We start from the raw sequence: 25,187 nt of genomic DNA on the forward strand, positions 1-25,187 counted from the left end.
GTTTAAAACTTCCATTATTTATTAGTTAATCTTTTTGAAACTAATCCTGCAAGTAATAAAGACTGAGCCATTGAGGATATAATGAGTGATATAAATGCTCCACTTACACTATATAGATTGATCAGATACCCTCCAATGGACAGCATAAAAACACAGAGCGTTAATGATATATATAATTGTCGGTTGAATATTTTAACTGCTGTAGCTGCATTATTAAAAACCATGGCTGTACATAAACAAAATCCATATATTATTGCAAGAATTACGGTGGCATTATCCACTATAAAGTCATTCCCGTATATAACATTAAATATTACACCACCAAACAATAAGTATGTTATTAACACTATTGCTGTTAGTAATAGAATGGCAGAAACCTGCTTTTTTATTATTTTCTTGAAGCCTATATATTCTTTTGTATTGAAACGTTCTGTAAGAAATGGCAACAATGACTGGGTGCTGGATTCAATGATCAGTCTCATGACATTAATTATATTTACTAGGCCCGTAAATATCCCTACGATATATAAGCTGTTTGCTGATAAAAAGTATCTTGGTAAATTTAGATAGAGAAGAGTCACGAACGTAGCTATAGAGATAACACCAGACAGCCTAATATTTGAAAAAAGTTGCCTGACATTGAATGATATTAAAAACGATATTTTGAATTTATATATGATGATAAAATTAAAAAATATTATTGATATTAAAGCTATATTCAGATCACTTATCCACAATGATGCTGCTATGAATATAACTAGCTGGAACGATCTAACTTTCTGTATTTTTATTATTCTATCAAACATCTTTTCTTTACTAAAGCAGGCATACTCAAAATCATAGAAAGATTCTAAAATCTTGAAAAAAGAGAATAAAGAAAAAATTAAGTAATATTGTTCATCTACTAAAAAATAAGAGGTAGTGATGATAATAACAAAGCATGTAATTAAGAGGACATTTCTAGACCCAAGATAAGATTTTTTATCACTTACAACCCCTGTAACAATTAGCTGCCTAGGGGATAGACCAAATAATATTAATAATGGAGCACAAATTGAGATAGATAATCCCATGACCCCCATAGCTTCTATACTGTAATATTTAGATGTAAATGCCAACATCAACCATGAAGAGCCAAAATATAATATATTACCACTTAATACTTTAGCTATTATACGTAACATGTAATTTTATTTCCCATGATTTTGTAGCATTATTCGATTAAAAAAGCGTACAATACATATTAAGATAATGTTTATATAAAATATAAAATCAATTCCCAAAAACTTTTAGTTGAAAAAGTTATGCGTAGTTGATGGGTGATTAATGAAATAAGTAAGTCTTTCTATATGCCTCTACGTTCGACTTATAAAAATTTTAAGGAAACAGCTAGGCTGTGTTTTCAAAATGCTGGTTTTCTGTCCACTAATAGTTCCCGTAAGTAACGAAGGCAGAAAGCCAGCTTGATAAAAGCAGCGAAACTTCTTCAGCCATCCGAAGCACCGTTCGACCACATTTCTCCTACGATAACGAGCTTTGTCTAACACCAGTGGACGTCCCTTATGGTGCCGTTGCTGGTCGCTGCGTTGCGGGATAACCGCTTTTATTTTTCTGCGCCGGAGTTCTGCCCGCAGAGCCCTGCTGCTATAGGCCTTATCTGCGGCAAGATGCGTTGGCCGCGTGCGATAACGGCCTGATGAAGTCGGGATCCTTGCCATGGCCAACGCACTTGTCGCATATCTGATTTCCGCTGACTGCCCCGGCGAAAGGCAGAACCCCAGCGGTAAACCATTACCATCAGTGACCAAGTGAATTTTGCTGCCAACACCACCACGAGAACGACCAAGAGCTTGATTCACCGGAGTGTTTTTTTACGCGCTCCGGCAGCATCTTTGGATGCTCTGACATTGGAGCCGTCAATGCACCAGAGGTCGAAGTCGATAAGCCCTTCTTGATTGAGATGCAGTTGCAGTGCTGCAAGGATGGCATCGATACGACCTGTGCTTTGCCAACGTCGAAAGGCGTTGTAGACCGAGTTCCATGGGCCGAAACGTTCTGGCAGATCTCGCCAAGGTGCGCCGGTGTGAAGTATCCAGAGAATGCCATCAAGCACTTGGCGTGGCTCACTAGTAGGGCGTCCGCTTATGCGGCGGCATAGAAAAAGGGGCTCGATAAGTCCCCATTGTGCATCGGTTAACTGGTAACGACGAGACACTGCATAGGTCTTAAGCTGTTGAGAAGATTTGAGATCATATATTCATCACTTTAAGAACACAGCCTAGCACTGCTCCCCCCCTCCTTTATATCCCGTAAAATATTTTTGACCATTATATGATGAAGAAAAACTGACATGACTGCTTTAGATACAAAGAGATTAGTCGGGTATTGAATTCCAATCACTAATATATTTCTATATCTATAATTACACACCATAATTGTATATATATGGTGATTGATTGCTATTTCATCTCGAACCATAGCAAAAATCACCTAGATTTTATGCTATTCATCTCCATCTCGTCATATATCCTAGTTACGGTTCTTAATAGGTTCGCTATGTGACTTCTTTAGAATTTTAATCAACCGCCCCAACTTCCAAGCATGTGTCAAGCAGTAGGAATAAGCGGCAAACAGCAACAGATAAAGTGCCATCATCAGCCATTCAGGCAGTTGGGCATGTTCGGAAAAAATGCCGAAGAAGACGATGCCCAGATTGGCCACCACGATCAATAGCAGGGCCTCGCGGGAGGTAAAGCCGGCATGAAGCAGAATATGGTGCAGGTGATTGCGATCAGGACGCAGGGGGGATTGGCCTTTACGAATACGACGGATCATGATGCCTACCATGTCCATCAACGGCAGGCCGATCAGCCAGAGGGCGGTCACGGGTCGAAACGCCGGTTCCAGCTCATGATGTTGTGAACCGAACAGCACCAGGTAACCGATGACAAAACCCAGGAACATGGAGCCGGCATCCCCCAGGAATATCTTTCGTTTGAAGGGAGGAATATTGAGATTGACCAGCAGATAAGGCACCAGTGCAATGGTGATGACCAGACAGAGCTGGGCCATGTCAGGCATGGTGTCGGTAAACAGGATGGAGAGCCCGATCAGCGAGATGCCAGCCATGCTGCCAGCAAGCCCGTCAATGCCATCCATCATGTTATAAGCATTAATGGCGGCGCAGACCGCGACTATGGCGACCAGCAGATCCACAAATGGGATGGTGAGATTTCCGACCCCCAGCACATCACCAAACTGATGAAGGCTGATATTGGTCGAGAGGCAGAGCACCAGGATCAGGAGGGCCTGCAAGCTCAGCCGGATCCAGGGGGAGATATCCTTGGCATCGTCAATGGCACCAATCATCATCATGCAACCGGCACAACTCAGCATGATGATGATCGAACTTTGCAAGGGGATCGTGAAGAAGACGCTGAGGTAAACCCCCAGACACACTGCAATGCCTCCAATCAGAGGGACTGCACCAACGTGTTGTTTACGCTGATTCGGCAGATCAACAAGTTGTAATTTAGCTGACAATGGGCGCAAGCAAGCGATAGCCAGCGCGGTCCCAAGAAAGGCAACCAGACCAGACGTTTCCATTTTGTTTCATCCCTAGAAATTATCAGGTTCGCCTCTTGGAACGACCTGCTTTTAATTTGCCTGACGGCAGCCAGCACTTATTTAATGACAAAATTGACCGTAACAACCCAGATAGGAACCGATTCAAAAAAGCAATAAAGTGGCTACCGCCCCTGAGTTACAGCTCCCAGTGTGCTCGCAGTCCACATATTGTTAAGTTTGCCAAAGATTTATGACAGTTTTTATCCTGCTCACCTTGGCAAGCATGACGGCGAGGCGCTCGTTATGCTTATCCGTCGTGATAACCATGATCATGCTGAGCCTATTAAGCACAAGAAGATACAAGATTAATTTTGAATCGGCGGGCGTGATTCTACCTATGGTTTGCTCAAAAGGGTAGCCAATCTGGTCTAATCAGTTTTCGATCGACCAAAAAACAACCAATTAGCATTGCCGAATAAACTTTTACCCCCCCATATCAGGGGGAATTACAACAAATTCATTGACATAGAAATACCACTCAATTATGGGCCTCAAAAGACATCCATGGCTCTCTTCTATATCTTCCCGCTCATTTTGTGCTGATTTTTCTCCCTCGAAATGGGGGCTATCCCTGCCACAGACATTAAAAAAGGAGGCCTGTGCCTCCTTGAGTCATGAATACATCCTATTAGTGGATACTTTTTTGACCTTTTATTGCGTACCGTATTACTACGATGCCCACCCCCAGCATTCCGCCAAGTAACGTGGCCAACACGACCACCAGAGGACGCTTGGGCTTGTCACGAGACAAAGGCTCGCTCGGAGATGCCTGGTATGCAAAGGACTGGAAGGGTAGCGCTTCCAGCTTGATGGCCTGCAGACTGCTCAACTGCAAACGCAGGTCACTGATATTGGGGTTCATGAACTCAGGATTTTTGATCTCCTTGAGTACCTTGAGTTTCTCTGCCAACGCTCTGGCCCCCAGATCGATGGCAAAGCTGTCTTGATTTTGCAGATTTTGCACCGGGGTCTCGATGCCGGCAGCCTGGCTGATACGCAAGCTGTATTCCGTCCTCAGAATGTCATCTTGCAACTGTTTGAGGGTATCTGCCCGGGCGCTTTCATACTGGCTCTGCAGGGTTTTAATCCGGTTCTGCCAGATGGTATTTAGCTCCTTGCCCTTGGCATTTATCTCTTGTTGCTGGATAAAGGCAATGTACTTCTCCAGACGGGACTTTGCTTCGTCTGCAGACTCTGCCGCAAAGGAGAGGGTAACTTCCTCGCTCAGCTTGTCTGGGCTTCGGGCATCAATCCCTTCGGTCAGCTTCTTGAGCAGCAGGCGCTTACCCCTTTCATCCGTTATATCGTTCTTCGTCGCTTCCGCATCCAGATAGCCTTGCGCCATCAGGAATTGGCGTTTGTTATTGAAGCTGTTGAAATTATTAACAAAATCATCATAGATAGCCTTCTTTTCAAAAGAAGAAAAGGCGTTTGCCGGCACCAGCGCATTCATGAGCTGATTGATGTTGAGTTCCAGGGATTCGACTTCCTTGAGCGTAGGTTTCTTGATCTCTGCCTGGCTGATCCACACCTGAGGAGCCAACAGCGCATAAGCAATACCTGCCACGGCAAACAGACCAGCCACGCAGAGAACCTGCAGTTTGCTGCGCCAAAGCTCCAGTAGCAGTGCTCTCACATCGATGTAGTGGCTAGGACGGGACGAAACCCAGCCTTGAGGGAAGTCTGCGTTGGAAGGAGTCAGGGTCGGTTCTTGATTACTCATATTGTTACATTTCTCTGATTGGAAACTGGGTAGGCAAGCCCACGGCAAAAGAGGGTCTGCAAGCCTGGTCAGGCTGAACATTCTTGCCACGATATCCATCGCGGCCGGTTTTCACATCCGCTGGCTGCCAGCCTTGGTTGATAGCCGATGGCATCCCCAACCATGGCTGAGGAGTCAAACCTATTATCATGCAGCATCAGCTTCGTTGGCAGGCTTGTCGCTGGCTTCGCGATCACGAGGATATGCCACTCCGTGACACCAAATCCCTCCTGATTGCCAAGACCAGACTGCAGGCAGAAGGTCATCGACACACAAAATGACACCATTGTTGTGTACTTCTAGCAATGTGGCCAAGACAGCGAGCACAGACTCGCGGGTTGTCTTGAACAAGCATTTTGCCGGTTCAGATGCTTGATTGGATGACGCCACATCGCAAGATTCATCGAACAGCCGAGCCATGCCTGCACGCGCGATAACATCACCTGCATGACACTGTGCCAGGAGCATTATCGGGACAGGATCATGGCGTTGAATCTTCCCATCGCTGCGATTGCCAATGTCACTTGATCACCAACGGCAGACTGGCATGTCACGAGTGGACGCTTGACGACGTTAGTGATGATGATCACTGCCTACTTGTGCAAGGCGGTGACATAATCCCCCACCCTTGCATGAGGGAACACCAGCGTTCTGGCTAGTCGCAGCCAAATAGATCACGGGTATACACCTTGTCAGCCACATCGTTCAATTCACTGGCCATACGATTGGAGAGGATCACATCGGAGAGTTGTTTGAACGCTTCCAGATCGGCCATCACCCGGGAGTTGAAGAAGGTCTGTTCCTTGAGCGCAGGTTCAAACACCACCACCTCTATTCCTTTGGCCTTGATCCGCTTCATTACCCCCTGAATGGCCGAGGCTCTGAAATTGTCTGAGCCCGACTTCATGATCAGTCGATAGACACCGACCACCCTGGGATCGCGACGAATGATGGAATCAGCAATGAAGTCCTTACGGGTAGTGTTTGCATCTACGATAGCCCGCACCAGATTGTTTGGCACATCATCATAGTTGGCCAACAATTGCTTGGTGTCCTTGGGTAGACAATAGCCACCATACCCGAAAGAGGGGTTGTTGTAGTGGCAGCCAATACGTGGATCCAGCCCCACACCTTCAATAATCTGGCGGCTGTCGAGACCATGGGTCTGCGCGTAGGTATCCAGCTCGTTGAAATAAGCAACCCGCATGGCGAGATAGGTATTGGCAAACAACTTGATCGCCTCCGCCTCCGTGCTGTCGGTCAACAACAGCGGCACATCCTGCCTGATGGCCCCTTCCTGCAAAAGGGCGGCGAAACGCTCGGCACGCTCGGAACGTTCCCCTACGATGATGCGCGAGGGATGCAGATTGTCATAAAGCGCCCTTCCCTCTCTCAAGAATTCGGGTGAAAAGATGACATTATTGCAGCCCAGCTTGTCCCTTATCGTCTTGGTATAACCCACAGGGACTGTGGATTTGATCACCATGACGGCAGTCGGGTTGATGATCATCACATCCCGGATCACCGTCTCAACAGAATGGGTGTTGAAATAGTGGGTATCCGCATCGTAGTCGGTCGGTGTCGCAATGATGACAAAATCCGCGCCTTGATAAGCTTGGTGCTTATCCAACGTCGCTGTCAGGTTAAGGGCCTTATGGGCAAGATAGTGCTCAAGTTCACTGTCTGCGATGGGCGATTTGCCTTGATTGATAAGCTCAACTTTTTCAGCCACCAGATCGAGAGCAACCACTTCGTTGTGCTGGGCAAGCAGCACGGCATTGGACAGACCGACATAGCCGGTTCCCGCTACGGCAATTTTCACCATGGGACTACCTGATTAATTAAATTAAGGGTCTGATTCTAGTCAGCAATTGTGCCACAAAAACACGGACTTACACTAATCCCGGGGGTAGAAGCAGGGAGCATTGGCATCCTTTTCGGACAAGCGCAATGGCACTTCATTCAGCAGAGGCCAATCGATAGCCAGATGGGGGGAATTCCAGCGCAGGGCCCTTTCTCCCGCAGGGTAGTAATAGTCACTGCACCGATAAAGCAGGTCAGCCACGTCACTCAATACATAGAAACCGTGAGCAAAACCAGGCGGAATCCACATCTGGTGGTCATTCTCTTCTGACAGAATTTGGCCAACCCATTGACCATATGACGGTGAGTCAGGGCGCACGTCCACCGCCACATCAAAGATACAGCCCCGAACAACCCTCACCAATTTTCCTTGTGGCTTATCCACTTGGTGATGTAACCCACGTAGCGTGCCTTGCCAGGAGCGAGTGTGATTATCCTGCACCAGGGTGTATGGGCCACATTGGCGTTCAAACTCATTCTGGCGCAGAGTCTCCATGAAGAAACCACGCTCATCCGTACGACGAGTAGGCAGCAACAATTTGACGTCTGGAATCGCAAGAGATTGGTATTTCATAAGCCTTTTCAGATGTTGAATCAGGAGGTTGCGTTGTAGCAAATGGAAGAGAGCTATCACATGCCTCATTCACTCGACAGGGAAATTGCAGGCAACGCTAGCGAATAGAGATAGCCAACAATACGGTGGATGTGGTGGATATTATGGGAGGTGTTCCTCATCCCTGGGATTGGCTTCAGCCTTCAATCTGAGCAACCAATCCATCATCTGTTCCTCCCAAGAGGGCTGAACGATACCAAAGGTGGTGGAGAATAATCCGCAATCGAGCCTGGAGTTCAGAGGCCGGGTAGCTACCTGGGACCCGATTGCCGAAGAAATGGGTTTCACCGGTACGGGTTTAGCCAATAGACCCAACCCATAGGCTGCATGCACCAGATCGGATGCAAAACCATACCAACTCGTTTCTCCCTGGCTACTCAGATGATAGAGGCCTCGCTTGCCAGGAACCATCGACACCTGCTCCAAGGCAGATAGCACCATACGCGCCAACCAATGCACTTGAGTCGGAGCACCCCATTGATCATCTACAACTTGGAGGGGGAGTCCTTCTCTGGCTCGGCCAAGTATGGTGCTCGCAAAATGCCTCCCCTCGCCACCATAAAGCCAGCTGGTACGCACAATCAAATGGTCAGGGCATAAGGCTTGAATAGCTTGTTCACCTGCATATTTACTGGCGCCGTAAATATTCAGAGGTCTGGGTTCATCCGTCTCTATCCAAGGTTCGGTACCGCTGCCATCGAAGACATAATCGGTCGAGAAATGCACCAAGAAAGCGCCGTATGTCCTTGCCTCTCGTGCAAGAGTTACGACAGCTTCATGATTGATGAGCTCTGCGAGCTGAGTCTTGGTCTGTGCCTCATCGACAGCCGTATATGCTGCACAATTGATAATCACGTCGGGGTGATAGCGGTTCATGGCACCTTTCAAGGAAGCCGCCTTTGTAATGTCACACTCGTCTCTGCCCAAAGCAGCCACGGGCCAATGAGGATAATTCAGAGACAGTGTAGAAAAAAAGGCTCGTCCCAGCTGGCCACGAGCCCCTAGCAACAAGATCTTCATTGCGATTACCGTGCGCCAAAACCGGTCAGAATGGTACGAATGGTCTTGAACACGATGAGCACATCCAGCCAGAGGGAGAAATGCTTGATGTAGTAAAAATCGTGCTCGATCTTGATGCGGGTATCATCGGCATCAGCCGCATAGCCGTGCACGACCTGGGCCCAACCGCTGATCCCGGGCCGCACGATATGACGGTACATGTAGAACGGGATCTCCCGCTCGAACTGATCGACGAACGTGCGCTGCTCCGGTCTTGGACCAATCAGGCTCATGTCCCCTTTAAGGACGTTGAAGAATTGCGGCAGCTCGTCGATGCGCAGCTTGCGGATCACTTTGCCCACCCGGGTGACGCGCATGTCACCGTCCTGGGCAAACTGGGCGCCGGCTTTTTCCGAATCCTTGCACATGCTGCGGAACTTGTAGATGCGAAAATCCTTGTTCCCCTTCCCTACCCGATTTTGCAGGAACATCACGGGGCCCGGACTCTCAAGCTTGATGATGATCGCCGTCACCAGCATCAAGGGGGAAAACACCGGAATCGCGATCAACGCAGCCAGAATATCCATTCCCCGTTTGATGAAGGCATAGATGGGTGACGGCAAGAGGGAGCCAAGCTGGTTCTCATGGAGGTGGTCGATCTTGACACGCCCTGTCAGGGTCTCACTGATCTGCTTGATGTGATAAACGGGGATATGAGCCAAAGCACAACGTGCCAGAAAGCGCTCCCATTCCCCCGCCAACTTCTCATCTCGAAGATCTGCCACTACTGCATCATAACGAACTTCCCCCAGATCAGGTTTATCCAGCAGGCGCCACTGTACACTCTCATGCCTGGTCAGAGGCTGATAATCCCCAAATGGGAGCAAGGCATACTTGGGTGTCCGATAACGACGGCCGATAAAATAAACAAGCCAACAGCAGAGCAACGCCACAACATATGATTCAAACAAAACCTGACGACTGTAAGGTAAACGCAGGAAGAAGAGAATTCCGACCAGCAGACCATAAAGTGCCGTCACTGTTGGGATCATGTAGGCAACAGGGCTTGCACCTGGGTATCTCAGAAAACGATGAAGAACGATGCCTGTGAGTAGGAAGGCAACAAAGGCTCCGGCCAAGGTATTGACTCTTACAGCATCGAGTCCTCCCCAAAAACCCCATCCCCAGCGTTCAATCGCAGGGACGCATACGGCTAGTAAGGCTCCAAACAGAAACAAAGAGGGTGGGCTAAATAATACACGCTCATACCAGCGTGAGTGACGGCGTTGGTAGCTCAATTATTACCTCGGGATTATTCTTATAAAATGAAATTCAACATCGCTCGGAAGCCAGGAGTATAACAATTCTAGAGTGTAGATTGCTTAACACATGTCATCAAGGCTTGCACTACAGCTCTTGTTATATCCCAAGCTACATTACTTGTAAAAACCTCTAGATTAAATTTAAATAGAATGATCTATCCGTGAAGAAACAATCACACATTGCATGTTATATGTCAGATGTTAAAGTTACAGAAACCATCAAGCGTTGATTATTATTGTTTATGCTTCTTAATCCCATTAAGGGCATACCAGAAAAAATACCAAGAGGATTTTAGAAAACCTAGCTTGACTACCTCCCTGTAAAATTCCCATTGATATTTTGCAACATTCATTTTGTTTTGAGTCATACCTGAATCAGTTCTATATTTCGCCAAAATATCCGGTAAACCATAGGCTTTACTACATTTTGTAAGAAGAGTTAGCCAAAGCCCCATATCTTGCCTTTTTCTTATTAAGGGCATTCTCTGTTTACCTAAAGCCTCGGCATTATATACGGCAGTAAGACACCCGATTACATTACCATAGAGAAGCTCATTATATGACACAGACTCCGGTGCATTAATTATTTTTCCATCACCAAGATGTGAAAACATCTGGTAAGATGTAAAAGTGAAAAAATAGTTATTCTTTTCCATAAATGAGATTTGCATTTCCAGCTTATTTGTAGACCAAAGATCATCCGCATCTAGAAATGCAATGTATTTTCCACTAGCCCGCTCAATAGATGCATTTCTTGAAAAACCAGCACCTCTATTTTTGTCGTTAACAGCAATGGAAATTCTTGGTTCATCTATTGCCATTTTCTCAATGAGATCCACAGTATTATCTTCAGAGCAGTCATCCGTAATAATTAGCTCCCAATTATCATAGCTTTGATGCGATACACTGTTTATGCTATCAAGAACAGTATTGGATGAGTTATACGTTGGCATTATAACTGAAACCAAGGGTTGCGATGTTTTTTTCATAACCTGATTCAACCTCGCCATAGAACGGATTTTAGTGCCGTTTTGATAAAGAAAAACCCAAAGCCAGCTTTGTATGCGATAGCACTTTTTTTCATAACAAATAGAATAAAGAGAAATAGACCGTAGCGAGGAGAGACTCTTACAAACATATTTCTCTTAGCTATTATTTTTTTATTCGTTGAATAAAAGTCAGCCCCTGAAGTAATCGGTGGGTGCGAAGATACTTCAACAGGATAACGCTGGATGGATAATCCATTCCTCAAACAGTCTGACAGGAAAATCATTTCCTCACCTGAAGGATTATCTGTCCCTAACCCAAACTTTTCATCAAACCTAATCTGGTTACTTAAAATGGCGTCCCTATTAAAGCAGATGTCAATTGATGAGGGCTTGGCGATAGTAAAAAAATTTAATTTATGTGACACTTGGGTACTTAGCGTAGTTCTTCCATCTAGGTACCTATGATAATAGGTACCTACATCAGCATTATCTCTCTTCATTCTCTTGATAATGTCTAGAATTTTTTCGATGGAAAAAACGACATCATCATCCATGATCATCACGTATTCACCATTAGCATTTTCTAATGCTATATTCCTGCTAATAGACAAGCCATTGGTATCAGTGGGGATATATGAGACATCATCTCTATTTTTAAATTTATTGACTACATCCAAAAGCGCCTCATGTGGTTTTTGGTGAACAATCACATATTCAACATTTGGGTTGAAGTCCAGCTTTAAATTGCTAACCCTATTAGCATATGTAGAAATTGCTATTGACAAAGAGGCCATATAATCACTTAGAAAGGTTTAATGTTTTAATTAAAATGCTCAGATTGTATCACGTCATTTTATTAGCATTGATTGATCACTATTATCACCTACTTTATGACATCCCCAATACCTTAGAGCACCAACAGTGTATATTGGCAAAACCAAAAAAAACAAAACATATAAAAAATACTTTTGATATATAATAAACTGTAAAGATTGGTTTATTGGCAATGTTGAGAAAAATATAAGTGAAATTGGCCAGTAAACTATATTGTTCAGCGATGTCAACCATCGAAAGAATATCAGATAGACCAATAATGAGAATAATATGAAAGAAGAGAACAAATACACTCCTGACTCTCCAGAGTATGCCCACATCTCACCAACAACAAATGTGTTAGAGTTGATTACATGTCCGCTATCATTATATATATATGGAACTATCCATTCATCTGGCTTTAATTCTTTTAATCCAAGAAGATGTGAGAATGGTAAATCAGAGAATACTCCTGTAAGCTGGGGTTTATAATACTGCATGATATAGTACATACCTTGCGCTTGACCAAATATACTTCGATCAAGAATTCTGACTAAGGCGTTCCCATCCCCAGACATCATCGTAGAATAAATTAAACCACTAGAAAAAGCGAAGACGATCAAAAAAATGACGATTTTAAATACTGATTTAGATAGCAAAAAATACGTCACTCCCATCATCATAAAGAGCAAGAATAAATGTGCTTTCTGACCATCAAACGTGAGCTGAATTGAAGATATTACAATAATAAGGAATAGTCTCGCTCTAGATGCTTTATTATTGCTTACCAATATCATTGTGGATATTGTTATATAAAAACAGAAGAAATAAAATATTTTCCCGATATAAGGGATATCCACAAAAACATCCCCTTTCTGAATCGAAGCTCTAGATAATGCAGCTTGCGTATAATCACCTATCGCAACATAGTAGAGTGGGGATTGTTGATAAAAAAGTATAAATTTTACCAAGCAGTATATAATAAAAAGTAAAGATAATGGATTGATGATATATACAGCTTCATTAACTTCCGCTTGGTCATGTAATGAAACTCTTTTATTATCTACTGAAAAAAAGTATACGAGCAACCCTGTTAAAATAATAATTACTGAAAACGATGTCATGTAATAAACATTATGTATGACTTCTTTATTGAACCCATCTAGTCTAGCCGATATATCTGGAACAAATACAACCAGCACTGTAGAAAGCCAAGAGGTAAAGAAAATATTAAATGCTATCAATATAGAACAAGACATGCTTTGCTCTTTTCGTTGGAGCATGCTTATCACCAGTATACTAAAAAGCACCCCAACTAGAACTGCTATGATAACCTCACTAACCATTATTTAGTCCTTAGTTGTGAAGTAAGTTACACATAGTAAATTTCAACTGCATTCAATAACAAGCATTGAAAATTAACAACCAATATATATTTTAAACTTCCTCAATTGAAGAGATATAAATCCTGGCTTCAAGAAGTTAATCAAACCAACAATGATATTGGAAATGGCATTGGGAGTATTATTAAAAATCCTGGCTACATACACCATCGCTTTTGGCCATGCTTTTTTTCTTAACTTTAAAATATACTGACTTTTCTTCAGGTCAGGTATTACAACTATGTCATCAATTAATGCCATCTCATTGAAGTAATGTTCATTGATGATTTTTGATCGACTGCTGCTAATGCTATCAGATTTACGGTATTGAACAGTGGTTTTTTTAAAAAATCTAAGCGTGTAACCATGCTTTGTCAGTTTAAGCCATAACGGGTAATCTTCTATTAATCTGAATCGTTCATCTGCGTAGCCTACCGATATCAATGCACTTCTTTTAATAAAGGATGAGGGAGCGATGGGAATACCATTAATTTTCAAATAGTCATACTGAGCTTCAGAAGTCAGATCAAAAAAGTGATGATACGCTGATGATGGCATTAAATGAGAGTTGATCTTATTAGACTGTTCATCAACATAAAAAACTTGCATTAATGAGAAGACAGCACCAACTTCATGGTTTCCTTTATCAAGAACATAGTCAATATTGTCATCGAGACAATTTGGCAAGAGTATATCATCTCCCGCAATAGTTTTTATCCATTCTGAAGTAGATGCAGTCCATGCAACATTGATATTCTTTGAAACACCACCATTTTTTTTGTTTTCGAAAAAGACAACTCTGTTAAAACTAGACTCATGTAGTGTCAACCAGTCATGAATAACTGCCACAGTATTATCTGGTGATGCATCATCGGAAATTATCAATTCAATATTTTCCGCACCATACGTTTGACTATAGATACTGTCTAATGTTTCAGTAACAGTATTTGCTGAATTGTAAGTTATAACAGCAACAGATATTGTTTTTTTCATGGCTATATATTTAGTCTCGGTGATGATAATTAATGCAATTCACTTGGATATTTTTCTTACATTGAAAAAAACAAAAATAAAATATATGCAATAATTAACTAGATATGCCATAGGTGCTCCCTCAACCCCTATAACACTGATAAGCGAATACGATAAAGCCACAAGTGTCATTGAGGATAATATTTCGCTCGTAATAAAAATTCTGGTAGCACCACGGGACAACATGGGATATGCGTACAACCAGCTGGCGATTTTCATTATGTCACCACACAACTGAATGGCAAATAAATCACGTGCAGCACTGAACTCTGCAGTGAAAAGAAGCCAAATAGCTATATCACGTAACAAATAAACTACCAATGCCATCACTGCTACAGCAGGGATTACAACCCGAGCAGTTCTATGAATTTCATCGACAATGGCATCAACACCAACTAAAGATGACAAACGTGGAAGGTAATATGTACTTAGAGCCATCGTGATAACACCAAGATAAACTTCAGATATTTTCCACACTGCTTGCCAATACCCAGCAGCCTCCCATCCAACTGATTTGATTAAAATTGTCCTGACCAAGATGAGTGATATTGGAAATGTTAAGGCACTGGTGATCGCCATCAGCATATATCCACCAATTGATTTCCTTGCCTCAACACTTGTCCCCCCCCACCAATACTGTACTCGAAACCAGGCTTGATGGAAGTTCGCGATCAACATAACCAACCCTATCAGTCCGGCTTGTACTGCCGCTGCAAATAAGGCACCTCGGATATCCGCCATCACAATCATCATCAACATCACACTACTGGATATGACTACCGATAACATACCCAGTAAAACATAGCGACGATAAAGTTGCTGACCGTTTATAACTGAATTACAAAGTGTGCCTACAGCAGATAAAGGCAAAACACACACAGTAGCCATCACAACCCAAGCCAGTTTCGTATCTTGGAACAGCCAGTTAGCGATATGCTCAGCCAATAACAGTCCACTAGGGATGAGTAGAGCAGAAATGACTAAAACCCACTGCAGTGATGCTCGCCACCAAGGTGCACAAGACTCAAAACCCTGCTGTTTATTTTCAGCGGTATAACGTACTACACCACTACCAACAGGAGCATTAATAATTCCATTGAGGCTGCCCACCAGACTTTGTACTTGGCCTAACATAGCCATACCAGTAGGGCCTGTATATATAGCGACAACCTTTGCAATAACAAAACCCATCGCCATTTTGAGCAATGTTAAAAGCCCTGTCATGGCAGTCACTTTTAGCAAGCGTCTCATGCTGTAAAGCCATTTACCGCATCTATCACCTGTGTCACTGCCTCATCGCTCATGGTAGGATCCATAGGCAGGGAAAGTACTTGCTGATGAATGCGTTCTGTCACTGGCAATAGGTAATCCCGATACTGTGGATATGCTTGTTGCTTATGAGGAGGTATTGGATAGTGGATCAGAGTTTGGATTTTTTGTTCCAATAACCACTGCTGAAGCTTCTCGCGTACATCGCAGCGTACAACGAATAAATGCCACACATGTGCACCTTCATTTTCCACATTAGGTAATTTCACTAAAGGGTTTTTAATTCTTGTACGATAAGATTGAGCGATATTCTGACGACGAGCAGTCTCCTTTTCCAGATAAGGTAGTTTCACGCGCATCATAGCAGCCTGAATTTCATCTAACCGACTATTGACTCCTTGATACAAGTTTTCATACTTTTTATGTGAACCATAATTGCGCAGTGCACTGATTGTCTGTGCCAATTCATCATCATTGGTTGTCACAGCACCGGCGTCTCCTAAAGCACCTAGATTTTTACCTGGATAGAAGCTGAAACCTGCAGCATCTCCCCAGTTACCAGCACGCTTTCCATGAATTTCAGCTCCGTGCGCTTGGGCACAGTCTTCCAACACTAATAAATTAAACTCCGTAGCAATTGTCATCAGTTCTGGCATAGGAGATAGCTGGCCGTACAGGTGTACAGGTAGTATAACTTTAGTTCTAGGTGTGATAGCCTCTCTCACTTGGGCTGGCTCCAGATTAAAAGTTTCTGGATTGGGTTCGACTAAAACAGGAACCAAGTCGTTCTCAGTTATTGCTAAAATGGAAGCAATATATGTATTTGCTTGTACTATAACCTCATCGCCACCTTGTAACTTACCAAGTTCTTTCCATGCTCTCAGTACTAGATTAAGAGCATCTAGTCCATTTGCTACACCAATCGTATGCTTGGTTCCACAATAGTGAGAGAATTCTTTTTCAAATTGAGCAAGCTCATGCCCCATAATATACCATCCAGAATCAATGACTCTGGCACAGGCATCTTTCAGTTCATTTTTATACTGATTATTTATAGCTTTCAAATCGAGGAAGTTAATCATTTTTCCATCTCAACATAACGAATTATTTTAGCTGGATTTCCAGCGACAACAGCATAATCTGGTACATCTTTGGTGACAACGGCACCAGCGCCTACCATTGCATATTTTCCGATGGTGATACCAGGTAATATAGTTGCGTTGGCACCTAACGATGCGCCACATTTTATTATCATTTTAGGAAATTGTACTGGGTAAATTTTAGAGCGAGGATGTTTATCATTTGTAAATGCAACACAGGGACCAATGAAAACGTCATCCTCAATTGTGACACCATCCCAGACATATACACCAGATTTGATCGTGACACGATCACCTATTGTGACGTCCCCCTCAATCAAAGTATGTGCACATATATTACATTCCTTACCAATTTTTGCGCCTTGCAATACAACCGAGTACTGCCAAATACGAGTGTCATTACCTATATCATTTGACATCACGTCGCTAAGATGATGAATAAACATTTATATTTCTCCTAGCTAGGCACAAGAAATCTTCATAGTTTCTTATATAGTCAGATTCATCATATTCTTGATCAGCCAATACCATCAGGACACAATCTTCAGAAAAATCATGCATCTCACGCCACATAAAAGACTCTATTAACAACCCTTTTGTCGGTCTATCAAGAATAACTTCTGATCTAACCATTCCATCATCAAGGACAAAACGGCAAGATCCAGACACCGCAATAGCAACCTGTTTTAGTGCTTTATGGGCATGATATCCACGAGATATGCCTTTTACTGTATTGAAAATATAATAAACCCGTTTTATTTCGAAAGGGATATTCTTATTTCCTTCCAATGATAGCAAAGAACCTCGCTCATCACCGAGCATTGGAAACTCAATTAGTTTAATAAGGTTCATTTTAATTCCTTATCAAATCTAGTAGATATTGACCATAGCTATTTTTAGCCATGCGTTCTGCTGTAACAGCTACTTCATTTCTACTTAACCAATTATTTCGTAATGCAATTTCTTCAAGACATGCAATCTTGAAACCCTGTCTAGTTTCAATCGTTGCCACAAAATTCGATGCTTCGAGTAAACTTTCATGTGTTCCACTGTCAAGCCAGGCAAAACCTCGCCCCAATAACTCTACATTCAGCTGTCCCTGCTCCAAATACACTTGGTTAATACTAGTTATCTCTAGCTCTCCTCGTTTGGACGGTTTTACTTGCTTGGCAATGCTGACTACTTGACTGTCGTAAAAATAGAGTCCAGTTACAGCAAAGTGCGACTTAGGTTGTGTTGGCTTTTCTTCAATAGAAAGAACACTTTGCTTATCATCAAATTCAACGATTCCAAATCGTTCTGGATCTTGAACTTTATAGCCAAACACTGTTGCACCTTTTTCCCTTTTGGCAGCCTCACGTAACATCGGTGAGAATCCTTGCCCCCAAAACATATTATCCCCCAGGATCAAGCATACCGAATCATTTCCAATAAACTTCTCACCGATAATAAATGCTTGTGCAAGCCCATCTGGGCTTGGTTGTACGGCATATTCCAGTTCAATGCCAAATTGACTACCATCGCCTAAAAGACGTTGAAAGCTAGCCTGATCTTCTGGAGTGGTAATAATAAGTACATCCCTAATGCCTGCCAGCATCAATACAGACAAGGGGTAGTAAATCATAGGTTTATCATAAACTGGCAAAAGCTGTTTTGAGACGCCCATGGTAATTGGATAAAGACGTGTGCCAGAGCCGCCGGCAAGAATAATACCTTTCACTATTTTCTATCCCCATATTGTTGAACTATCCACGTTTGGTAGGCTCCGCTCTTGACATTATTTACCCATTGCTGATTTTCCAGATACCACTGCACAGTTTTTCGAATACCAGACTCGAAAGTCTCTTGAGGTTGCCAGTTCAGCTCAATGCTCATTTTGCGGGCATCGATGGCATAACGACGATCGTGGCCGGGGCGATCCACCACATAAGTGATTTGCTCACGATAGGAGCCCGTTTTCGGTACCATTTCATCGAGCAGGTCACAAATGGTATGCACGACTTCCAAGTTTTGCTTTTCGTTGTGACCACCGATGTTGTAGGTCTCCCCTACCACTCCCGCGGTCACTACCCTGTAGAGCGCACGCGCATGGTCTTCCACATAGAGCCAATCACGAATTTGGTCACCCTTGCCATAAACTGGCAGTGGCTTGCCATCCAGCGCATTGAGGATCACCAACGGGATCAGCTTCTCGGGGAAGTGGTACGGGCCGTAGTTGTTAGAGCAGTTGGTGACGATGGTGGGCAGGCCGTAGGTGCGGCGCCAAGCGCGCACCAGATGGTCACTTGAAGCTTTGGAGGCTGAATAGGGGCTGCTTGGGGCGTAAGGCGTGGTTTCGATAAACAGTGGCAGCTCAGTACCTGCAGCGACTTCATCCGGATGGGGCAGATCGCCATACACCTCGTCAGTAGAGATATGATGGAAGCGAAAAGCAGACTTGCGCATCTCGTCCAGGCCGTTCCAATAGGCGCGAGCCCCTTCGAGCAACATATAAGTACCGACGATATTGGTTTCGATAAAGTCGGCCGGGCCGGTGATGGAGCGATCAACGTGACTCTCGGCGGCCAAGTGCATCACGGCATCGGGTTGATGGGTAGCAAACACCCGATCCAGTTCGGAGCGGTTGCAGATATCCACTTGCTCAAACACATAGCGATCGCTAGCAGAGACAGCGACCAAGGATTCCAGGTTGCCCGCATAGGTTAGCTTGTCGAGGTTGATCACTGAGTCTTGGGTATGTTGGATAATATGGCGAACAACGGCTGAACCGATAAAGCCGGCACCGCCTGTCACAAGGATCTTCATTCAAGGGTTCCCGATTTCAAGGTAACGAAATTGCAAGATATTAATTTGATATTTGCGTTCAAGCATTATCACTACAAGTTTTGCTTAAACCGGACACTCAACGTTGAATGTTAATGCTTCTAGTACCTTAAAGGCATCTATGGAGGTACAAAGTTGGTTGTTTTTTGAAAGTCTATAGACTCTATAAAAAAGAAATAATTCTCATTTATAGTGAGATTTAGGAGGGATGGTAACTAAAATTATGCACTCACTGTCAAACGAAAACGCTACCGCCCTTGGGTTACAGCTCCCAACATGCTGCTTTTAACCTGATTGTCCGTGCTGTTGGCCATCAGATCCTCCAGCTTCTTGTTTTGATTGATGTTTAACAATTTAGCAGCATTCCCTTGCCGTAGCAGCCGTCCGGAACCTGCATTGCTCACATCTAGGGCTTTTTGTGCCCCAAACCCGATCGCGGATCAGATTCTATCTTGTTTAACCCAAGAGTGAATAGTCACAAGGTGTGAAAGACCCTGAATAGGATAAGGATTAAACAGCATTCCCACTAACCTCAACTGACATCAGCATCACCGATGTTTCTACTCATAATCCTCTATTGAAACCTCTCGATGAAAAATAGAAACAACATATCTAGCATGTATGCTCTGATCGCTTCATTCTTGGGCATCAGCTTCCAAGAGATCAAGAGTGAGCTCTTCTGTTGATCCATTAACGTACCTTACTACCCCTCCACTGCGATCATAACGGTCGCATACTGCTGTCACCGTATGTAAATCGCTTCGTGTCACAGAGTTTTGGCATCTTATTAAACACTCTATTGAGGAGTTCAGTCTGGGATGATTCAGTCCCGATACAGCGGGGTCAGGTAGGATCCGGATTGACTCTCCCTCTTGTTGACCCTCTAATTGACAGCCTGGACCCTCATCATCATGCATCTTATGAAAATCCTACTGGTTGAAGACGACAAGCTGCTCAATCACCACCTCTCCACCCTGTTGACCGAGGCCCAGAACCAGGTTTACAGCACGGACAATGCCCAGGTGGCGCTGCACTACGCGGCTGACTACCCCATCGATGTCGCCATCATCGATCTGGGCCTGCCTGACATGGATGGCCTTCAGCTCATCACCCGCCTGCGCGAGCAGCAGATCCCCTTTCCCATCATTGTGCTGACGGCCAGAGGCAACTGGCAGGACAAGGTGGAAGGACTGGAAGCCGGGGCGGACGACTACCTGGTCAAACCCTTCCAGAAGGACGAACTGCTGGCCCGCCTCAATGCGCTGGTACGCCGCAGCGCCGGCTTCATCTCCCCCAGAGTGAAGGCGGGTGACTACGAGCTGGATCTCTCCCGCAAGGAGCTGACCATCGCCGGCGAGGTCACTGTGCTGACCAGTTTCGAATATCTGATCCTGGAATACCTGATGCGAAATGCCCGTCAGGTGGTCTCCAAACAGCAGTTGCTGGATCAGCTCTATGGGGATGGTGAAGGGGATCCCAACACCATCGAGGTGATGGTGAGCCGGCTTCGCAAAAAACTGGATCCGGAAGGGAGCATCCAGCCCATCTCCACCATCCGCCGCCAGGGCTACATCTTCAACCTCGCCTGCAGCTGATGCGCCTTGCCATGTTGCATCCCCTGACCCTGATCCGCCGCTCCCTGCACCTCAAGCTGATGCTGAGTGCCATGCTGGTCATCGCGCTCATCATGGCCTTCTCCGTCTACATACTCTACCTCGGCCATGCCGAGGAGCAGGCCCAGAAAGCCAGTGTCCGCATGCAGGAGAACCTCTCCAAGCTGTTCTCGTCCAAGCAGCCGGAGCCCCACGCCATGACGGATCTAGGCAAGCTCACCCCGGATGCCATCGATCCCAATCTCGATACCCTGATCTGCCGCGCCGACGGAGTGCTGAGCTGGTCTAGCCTCCACATGCCGGAGGTGGTCTCCATCAAGGAGACCATCTGCCGGGATCTGATGAGATACCTGGGGGGACTGGATCAGGACTATTTCTTCAAGCTGCATACCATCAAGAACGGCGAGAGCTACTTCATCTACAGCCTGCGTTTCCTGCGCAATCATGGCGCCGGCCCCACCACCTACTACGTGGTGATGGTCGATTCCGCCCGGCGCTATCAGGCCCAGACCCGCGATTACCTCTACCGCTGCATTCGCCAGGCGCTGCTCGCCTACTGTCTGCTGGGCGCTCTGTTGCTGCTCACCAGTTTCTGGAGCCTCTCCTCCCTGCGCACCATGGCGCGCCAGATTGACGAGATCCGCGCCGGTACGCGAGAGGCGCTGTCAAACGACTACGAGCGCGAGCTGACCCCCCTGACAAGCTCGGTCAACCAGTTGCTGGAGAACGAACGCCAGCAGACCCAGCGCTACCAGCACGCCCTCAACGATCTCGCCCACAGCCTGAAAACCCGGCTGGCGCTCATCCAGATCACCGCCCAGGAGCTCAAGCTCGGCCACGACATCCATGACAACATCAATGAACAGATCACCACCATGGATCAGATCATCCAGTACCAGTTGCGCCGCGCCGTCACCGGGCGAAAGCGCCTCGCGAGCAAGGGCACCGAACCGGTTCCCCTCATCGAGAAGCTGCTGGCCAGCCTCGCCAAGGTCTATCGCCACAAGAAACTGCAGACCGGCTTCCAGTTTGACGACGATGTCTTCTTCCACGGCGAACAGGGCGATCTGATGGAGCTGATGGGCAACCTGCTGGACAACGCCTGCAAGTTCGCCATCAGCGAGATCCGGGTTCATGTCCGCCACCGGGAGAGCGGTCTGCTCATCGTGGTGGAAGACGACGGCCCCGGCATCGATCCCGGCAAATCGCAGCAGATCTTCCAGCGCGGCGTGCGGGCTGACAGCTCCCCCGGCCAGGGGATTGGCCTCGCCGTGGTGACCGAAATCGTGCACAGCTACGGCGGCGAGATCCGGGTGGATGACTCCCCGCTCGGCGGCGCGAGATTCCACATCACCCTCCCCTGACAGCGCAGGAGCCAGTACCTGGCTCCTGCCGCATTCGGGCGTTGCCATCCCGGTGCTTTCCATGTCTCACGCCTCACTCCTTATGCCTCGACCAGGCCAATCACATGGCAGCGAGGCTGACGAGCTTGCGCCCCCATCAGAAGCTGGCCTGCCGCTCCCCTCGGCCCCATGCTCGCGCAGAAACGGCAGGCATAAAAAAACCGGCCGCGAGGGCCGGTAAAACAGTTCAGGCTTGTCAGGTGACAATGCGCACCCAGCGGATGAAGACCGGTTTCAATTCCCTATGAAGCCCCGTCCTCTTGAGTACGTAGGTTCACTTTACGCCCCGGTCACTGAATCGGGACTGAACCATGTTCACCCTGGCAAGGCTCAGAGACGGATCCCGAGGGACTGGCGCAGATAAGCTCCCGCCCCGAGCAGCCCCGGCCCTTCATGGGTGATGAGGAAGACCGGAATGTCTTTGAGATAAGGCTTGAAGCGCCCCTTGTCCTCGAAGGCGACCCGAAAGCCCGATCCGATGAAGAACTCCTGGAAGCGCGGCACTATGCCACCGGCGATGTAGACACCACCGAAGGTGCCCATGTTGAGGGCCAGGTTGCCGGCAAAGCGGCCCATGAGCACGCAGAACAGGCTCAAGGTGCGACGGCAATCGAGGCAATCCCCCGCCAGCGCGCGCTCGGTGATGTCCTTGGGGACAAAAGGTTCGGGCTCGCGGCCATCGGATTTGACCAGGCCGCGATAGAGATTGACGAGCCCGGGGCCCGAGAGGAAACGCTCCGCCGACACATGGCCCAGCTCGCCGCGCATCACCTGCAGCACCGCATCTTCCTCTTCCGTGTTGGCGGCGAAGTCCACGTGACCGCCCTCACCCGGCAGGCTCAGCCACTGCTCACCGGCCTGCACCAGGTGGGCGACGCCAAGGCCGGTCCCTGCGCCATAGATGGCGATGGGCTTGCCGGCTACCGGAGCCGCGCCCCCGAGCTGGATGCGATCGCTCTCGCCGAGCACGGGTACCGCCATGGAGACGGCAGTGAAATCGTTGATCACCTGCAGGCGCGCAAGGCCGAGGTTGGCCTGCATCTCGCGGATGGAGAACTCCCAGCTGTGGTTGGTCATGGCGACCCAGTCACCATTGATGGGACAGGCGATGGCGATGCACGCCTCGCCCACGGTGGCATCGTGCTCTTCGAGATAGAGGCGCACCACGGCCTCCAGGCTGGGATGGGCCAGCCCCGAATAGGTTTTTGCCTGGGAAATGGCGCCCGTCGCCAGTTCGCAGAGGGCCAGTCGGGCATTGGTACCGCCAACGTCGCCCACCAGCGCATGGGTATGCTGCATAACAAACTCCTTCGTTACCGACTCGGGGCGGCCCTTACCGTCCCGACATTATTATTTGGCTGCAATACTACTCGAGCCCGCAGCCGGGCTGCGCGATTTATGCAGACAAGTGTGCGCCCGCTCACAGTGTTGTTGCTTTGCAACATTTGTAAGCGTTTTCAAGACGCAAATGGAAGTTTGCAACTAAAAACACGAAATAATTAGACATGAGTCATACTTTGCAGGGCCGAGATTAGTTCCGATAAGCGCTTGTCTTGTATAGTCATCGCGGAGACTGGAAACCTGCTTGAGCTGTGAATTTAGTGCACAGACACTGAAGTTAAATTACAAAAATGCCTGGTGGTAATGATGAATACCCTCGATAAAATTACGAACAATCTGGAAAGTTTCAGTAAATCAGAGCGTAAGGTGGCTGAAGTGATCCTGGCCTCACCCCAGACCGCCATTCACTCCAGCATTGCTACCCTGGCCAAGCTGGCCGATGTGAGCGAACCGACCGTCAACCGTTTCTGCCGTCGCCTCGATACCAAGGGTTTTCCCGATTTCAAGTTGCACCTGGCCCAGAGTCTGGCCAACGGCACCCCTTATGTGAACCGCCACGTGGAAGCGGAAGACGGCCCGGATACCTATACCGCCAAGATCTTCGAATCCACCATGGCCTGCCTCGATGCCGCCAAGAACAGCCTGGACATCTCGGCCATCAACCGCTGCGTCGATATTCTGACCCAGTCCAAGAAGATCAGCTTCTTTGGTCTGGGCGCCTCCTCCGCCGTCGCCCGGGATGCCCAGAACAAGTTCTTCCGCTTCAACATCCCCGTGGTGAGCTTCGATGACATCGTCATGATGCGCATGAGCTGCATCAACAGCAGCGAAGGGGACGTGGTTGTCCTCATCTCCCACACAGGCCGCACCAAGGCCCTGGTGGAAATTGCCGCGCTGGCCCGGGAAAACGATGCCACCGTCATCGGCATGACCGCCAAGGACTCTCCCCTAGCCCGCGAATGCAACCTGGTGCTCTCCATGGACGTGCCGGAAGACACCGACGTCTACATGCCCATGGCCTCGCGCATCGCCCAGCTCGCCCTGGTGGACGTGCTGGCCACCGGTTTCACCCTGCGCCGTGGCATGAAATTTCGCGAAAACCTGAAGAAAGTCAAAGAAGGTTTGCGCGAATCCCGCTTTGATACCCCGCACTCCTCCTGATCATTCGGGGGTCCGCCCCCGACTGTCTATGCCAACGGGCTTGGTGTAGTATCGAAATTCAATCAAACAAGGCCA

General features: G+C 46.7%; 21 protein-coding genes and 1 pseudogene. 3 read left to right on the forward strand and 19 right to left on the reverse strand.

Translation table 11 applies throughout. The features are described 5' to 3' along the window. Nucleotides 1–14 precede the first annotated feature (14 nt). The 18 genes and pseudogenes from AB5Y47_RS05730 to rfbB form a co-directional block, all read right to left on the reverse strand. A complete protein-coding gene (locus AB5Y47_RS05730; protein ID WP_368220004.1) occupies nucleotides 15–1,184 on the reverse strand; it encodes a lipopolysaccharide biosynthesis protein in 1,170 nt (389 codons plus the stop codon). A gap of 218 nt (nucleotides 1,185–1,402) precedes the next feature. Then, nucleotides 1,403–2,215 (reverse strand): annotated as a pseudogene (locus tag AB5Y47_RS05735) (IS5 family transposase). A 314-nt stretch (nucleotides 2,216–2,529) separates the two neighbouring features. Beyond that, complete coding sequence (gene wecA / locus AB5Y47_RS05740; RefSeq protein WP_324036673.1) at nucleotides 2,530–3,606, reverse strand: UDP-N-acetylglucosamine--undecaprenyl-phosphate N-acetylglucosaminephosphotransferase; 1,077 nt, start codon at nucleotides 3,604–3,606, stop codon at nucleotides 2,530–2,532. Nucleotides 3,607–4,255: 649 nt separating this feature from the next. Further along, nucleotides 4,256–5,350 carry an LPS O-antigen chain length determinant protein WzzB gene (locus AB5Y47_RS05745; protein WP_124245283.1) on the reverse strand — a complete coding sequence of 365 codons (1,095 nt, stop codon included), beginning with the start codon at nucleotides 5,348–5,350 and terminating at the stop codon, nucleotides 4,256–4,258. A gap of 694 nt (nucleotides 5,351–6,044) precedes the next feature. After that, the gene (locus AB5Y47_RS05750) at nucleotides 6,045–7,211 is read right to left on the reverse strand and encodes a nucleotide sugar dehydrogenase (RefSeq protein WP_202042416.1); all 1,167 of its coding nucleotides are present in this window, start codon (nucleotides 7,209–7,211) and stop codon (nucleotides 6,045–6,047) included. A 75-nt stretch (nucleotides 7,212–7,286) separates the two neighbouring features. Beyond that, nucleotides 7,287–7,826 (reverse strand): dTDP-4-dehydrorhamnose 3,5-epimerase, encoded by a 540-nt coding sequence (gene rfbC / locus AB5Y47_RS05755; protein WP_109112239.1) that lies wholly within the window; start codon nucleotides 7,824–7,826, stop codon nucleotides 7,287–7,289. 141 nt (nucleotides 7,827–7,967) lie between these two features. After that, nucleotides 7,968–8,885 carry a dTDP-4-dehydrorhamnose reductase gene (rfbD, locus tag AB5Y47_RS05760; protein ID WP_124245282.1) on the reverse strand — a complete coding sequence of 306 codons (918 nt, stop codon included), beginning with the start codon at nucleotides 8,883–8,885 and terminating at the stop codon, nucleotides 7,968–7,970. Between the two features lie 5 nt (nucleotides 8,886–8,890). Beyond that, nucleotides 8,891–10,162, reverse strand: coding sequence for a sugar transferase (locus tag AB5Y47_RS05765; RefSeq protein WP_109112235.1), 1,272 nt, complete (start codon nucleotides 10,160–10,162; stop codon nucleotides 8,891–8,893). Nucleotides 10,163–10,419: 257 nt separating this feature from the next. Beyond that, nucleotides 10,420–11,175, reverse strand: coding sequence for a glycosyltransferase family 2 protein (locus AB5Y47_RS05770; RefSeq protein WP_368220005.1), 756 nt, complete (start codon nucleotides 11,173–11,175; stop codon nucleotides 10,420–10,422). Between the two features lie 8 nt (nucleotides 11,176–11,183). Further along, complete coding sequence (locus AB5Y47_RS05775; RefSeq protein ID WP_324031666.1) at nucleotides 11,184–11,969, reverse strand: glycosyltransferase; 786 nt, start codon at nucleotides 11,967–11,969, stop codon at nucleotides 11,184–11,186. A gap of 54 nt (nucleotides 11,970–12,023) precedes the next feature. Continuing rightward, the gene (locus AB5Y47_RS05780; protein WP_162540547.1) at nucleotides 12,024–13,334 is read right to left on the reverse strand and encodes a hypothetical protein; all 1,311 of its coding nucleotides are present in this window, start codon (nucleotides 13,332–13,334) and stop codon (nucleotides 12,024–12,026) included. Between the two features lie 72 nt (nucleotides 13,335–13,406). Beyond that, nucleotides 13,407–14,363: a glycosyltransferase gene (locus AB5Y47_RS05785; protein WP_202042262.1), complete on the reverse strand. Its 957-nt coding sequence runs from the start codon at nucleotides 14,361–14,363 to the stop codon at nucleotides 13,407–13,409. A gap of 39 nt (nucleotides 14,364–14,402) precedes the next feature. Continuing rightward, nucleotides 14,403–15,653 (reverse strand): O-antigen translocase, encoded by a 1,251-nt coding sequence (locus tag AB5Y47_RS05790; protein WP_324031667.1) that lies wholly within the window; start codon nucleotides 15,651–15,653, stop codon nucleotides 14,403–14,405. Further along, a complete protein-coding gene (locus tag AB5Y47_RS05795) occupies nucleotides 15,650–16,753 on the reverse strand; it encodes a DegT/DnrJ/EryC1/StrS aminotransferase family protein (protein ID WP_124245424.1) in 1,104 nt (367 codons plus the stop codon). Before AB5Y47_RS05795 ends, AB5Y47_RS05790 begins: the two co-directional genes overlap by 4 nt. Beyond that, nucleotides 16,750–17,217: an acyltransferase gene (locus AB5Y47_RS05800; RefSeq protein WP_124245425.1), complete on the reverse strand. Its 468-nt coding sequence runs from the start codon at nucleotides 17,215–17,217 to the stop codon at nucleotides 16,750–16,752. Before AB5Y47_RS05800 ends, AB5Y47_RS05795 begins: the two co-directional genes overlap by 4 nt. Next, nucleotides 17,198–17,623 (reverse strand): FdtA/QdtA family cupin domain-containing protein, encoded by a 426-nt coding sequence (locus tag AB5Y47_RS05805; protein ID WP_109112228.1) that lies wholly within the window; start codon nucleotides 17,621–17,623, stop codon nucleotides 17,198–17,200. The genes AB5Y47_RS05800 and AB5Y47_RS05805 overlap by 20 nt, the downstream gene beginning before the upstream one ends. A 1-nt stretch (nucleotide 17,624) precedes the next feature. After that, entirely contained in the window at nucleotides 17,625–18,491 is an 867-nt protein-coding gene (gene rfbA / locus AB5Y47_RS05810) for a glucose-1-phosphate thymidylyltransferase RfbA (RefSeq protein WP_109112227.1), read from the reverse strand. Continuing rightward, nucleotides 18,491–19,576 carry a dTDP-glucose 4,6-dehydratase gene (gene rfbB, locus AB5Y47_RS05815; RefSeq protein ID WP_109112226.1) on the reverse strand — a complete coding sequence of 362 codons (1,086 nt, stop codon included), beginning with the start codon at nucleotides 19,574–19,576 and terminating at the stop codon, nucleotides 18,491–18,493. Before rfbB ends, rfbA begins: the two co-directional genes overlap by 1 nt. Nucleotides 19,577–20,514: 938 nt before the next feature. Here rfbB and AB5Y47_RS05820 point away from each other — a divergent pair. Further along, nucleotides 20,515–21,189, forward strand: a complete 675-nt coding sequence (locus AB5Y47_RS05820) for a response regulator (protein WP_041207018.1) — start codon at nucleotides 20,515–20,517, stop codon at nucleotides 21,187–21,189. Continuing rightward, nucleotides 21,189–22,571: an ATP-binding protein gene (locus AB5Y47_RS05825; protein WP_191967212.1), complete on the forward strand. Its 1,383-nt coding sequence runs from the start codon at nucleotides 21,189–21,191 to the stop codon at nucleotides 22,569–22,571. Before AB5Y47_RS05820 ends, AB5Y47_RS05825 begins: the two co-directional genes overlap by 1 nt. A 369-nt stretch (nucleotides 22,572–22,940) precedes the next feature. Here the strand turns inward: AB5Y47_RS05825 and glk are convergent, their stop codons facing one another. Beyond that, nucleotides 22,941–23,909, reverse strand: a complete 969-nt coding sequence (glk, locus tag AB5Y47_RS05830) for a glucokinase (RefSeq protein WP_368220006.1) — start codon at nucleotides 23,907–23,909, stop codon at nucleotides 22,941–22,943. 348 nt (nucleotides 23,910–24,257) lie between these two features. On the opposite strand from glk, the gene AB5Y47_RS05835 reads away from it, so the two are divergent. Then, nucleotides 24,258–25,112, forward strand: a complete 855-nt coding sequence (locus tag AB5Y47_RS05835) for a MurR/RpiR family transcriptional regulator (protein ID WP_029314760.1) — start codon at nucleotides 24,258–24,260, stop codon at nucleotides 25,110–25,112. Nucleotides 25,113–25,187 lie beyond the last annotated feature (75 nt).

Source organism: Aeromonas sp. R7-2 (assembly GCF_040908105.1).
GTDB lineage: Bacteria > Pseudomonadota > Gammaproteobacteria > Enterobacterales > Aeromonadaceae > Aeromonas > Aeromonas caviae.

What these genes read in the sequence shown, in the direction of transcription:
- AB5Y47_RS05835 (WP_029314760.1), top strand. Translation starts at nt 24,258, where the DNA reads ATGAATACCCTCGATAAAATTACGAACAATCTGGAAAGTTTCAGTAAA.
- wecA (WP_324036673.1), bottom strand. Translation starts at nt 3,606, where the DNA reads ATGGAAACGTCTGGTCTGGTTGCCTTTCTTGGGACCGCGCTGGCTATC.
- AB5Y47_RS05775 (WP_324031666.1), bottom strand. Translation starts at nt 11,969, where the DNA reads ATGGCCTCTTTGTCAATAGCAATTTCTACATATGCTAATAGGGTTAGC.
- AB5Y47_RS05780 (WP_162540547.1), bottom strand. Translation starts at nt 13,334, where the DNA reads ATGGTTAGTGAGGTTATCATAGCAGTTCTAGTTGGGGTGCTTTTTAGT.
- glk (WP_368220006.1), bottom strand. Translation starts at nt 23,909, where the DNA reads ATGCAGCATACCCATGCGCTGGTGGGCGACGTTGGCGGTACCAATGCC.
- AB5Y47_RS05745 (WP_124245283.1), bottom strand. Translation starts at nt 5,350, where the DNA reads ATGAGTAATCAAGAACCGACCCTGACTCCTTCCAACGCAGACTTCCCT.
- rfbB (WP_109112226.1), bottom strand. Translation starts at nt 19,576, where the DNA reads ATGAAGATCCTTGTGACAGGCGGTGCCGGCTTTATCGGTTCAGCCGTT.
- AB5Y47_RS05800 (WP_124245425.1), bottom strand. Translation starts at nt 17,217, where the DNA reads ATGTTTATTCATCATCTTAGCGACGTGATGTCAAATGATATAGGTAAT.
- AB5Y47_RS05770 (WP_368220005.1), bottom strand. Translation starts at nt 11,175, where the DNA reads ATGAAAAAAACATCGCAACCCTTGGTTTCAGTTATAATGCCAACGTAT.
- AB5Y47_RS05730 (WP_368220004.1), bottom strand. Translation starts at nt 1,184, where the DNA reads ATGTTACGTATAATAGCTAAAGTATTAAGTGGTAATATATTATATTTT.
- AB5Y47_RS05820 (WP_041207018.1), top strand. Translation starts at nt 20,515, where the DNA reads ATGAAAATCCTACTGGTTGAAGACGACAAGCTGCTCAATCACCACCTC.
- AB5Y47_RS05795 (WP_124245424.1), bottom strand. Translation starts at nt 16,753, where the DNA reads ATGATTAACTTCCTCGATTTGAAAGCTATAAATAATCAGTATAAAAAT.
- rfbD (WP_124245282.1), bottom strand. Translation starts at nt 8,885, where the DNA reads ATGAAGATCTTGTTGCTAGGGGCTCGTGGCCAGCTGGGACGAGCCTTT.
- AB5Y47_RS05790 (WP_324031667.1), bottom strand. Translation starts at nt 15,653, where the DNA reads ATGAGACGCTTGCTAAAAGTGACTGCCATGACAGGGCTTTTAACATTG.
- rfbC (WP_109112239.1), bottom strand. Translation starts at nt 7,826, where the DNA reads ATGAAATACCAATCTCTTGCGATTCCAGACGTCAAATTGTTGCTGCCT.
- AB5Y47_RS05825 (WP_191967212.1), top strand. Translation starts at nt 21,189, where the DNA reads ATGCGCCTTGCCATGTTGCATCCCCTGACCCTGATCCGCCGCTCCCTG.
- AB5Y47_RS05785 (WP_202042262.1), bottom strand. Translation starts at nt 14,363, where the DNA reads ATGAAAAAAACAATATCTGTTGCTGTTATAACTTACAATTCAGCAAAT.
- AB5Y47_RS05805 (WP_109112228.1), bottom strand. Translation starts at nt 17,623, where the DNA reads ATGAACCTTATTAAACTAATTGAGTTTCCAATGCTCGGTGATGAGCGA.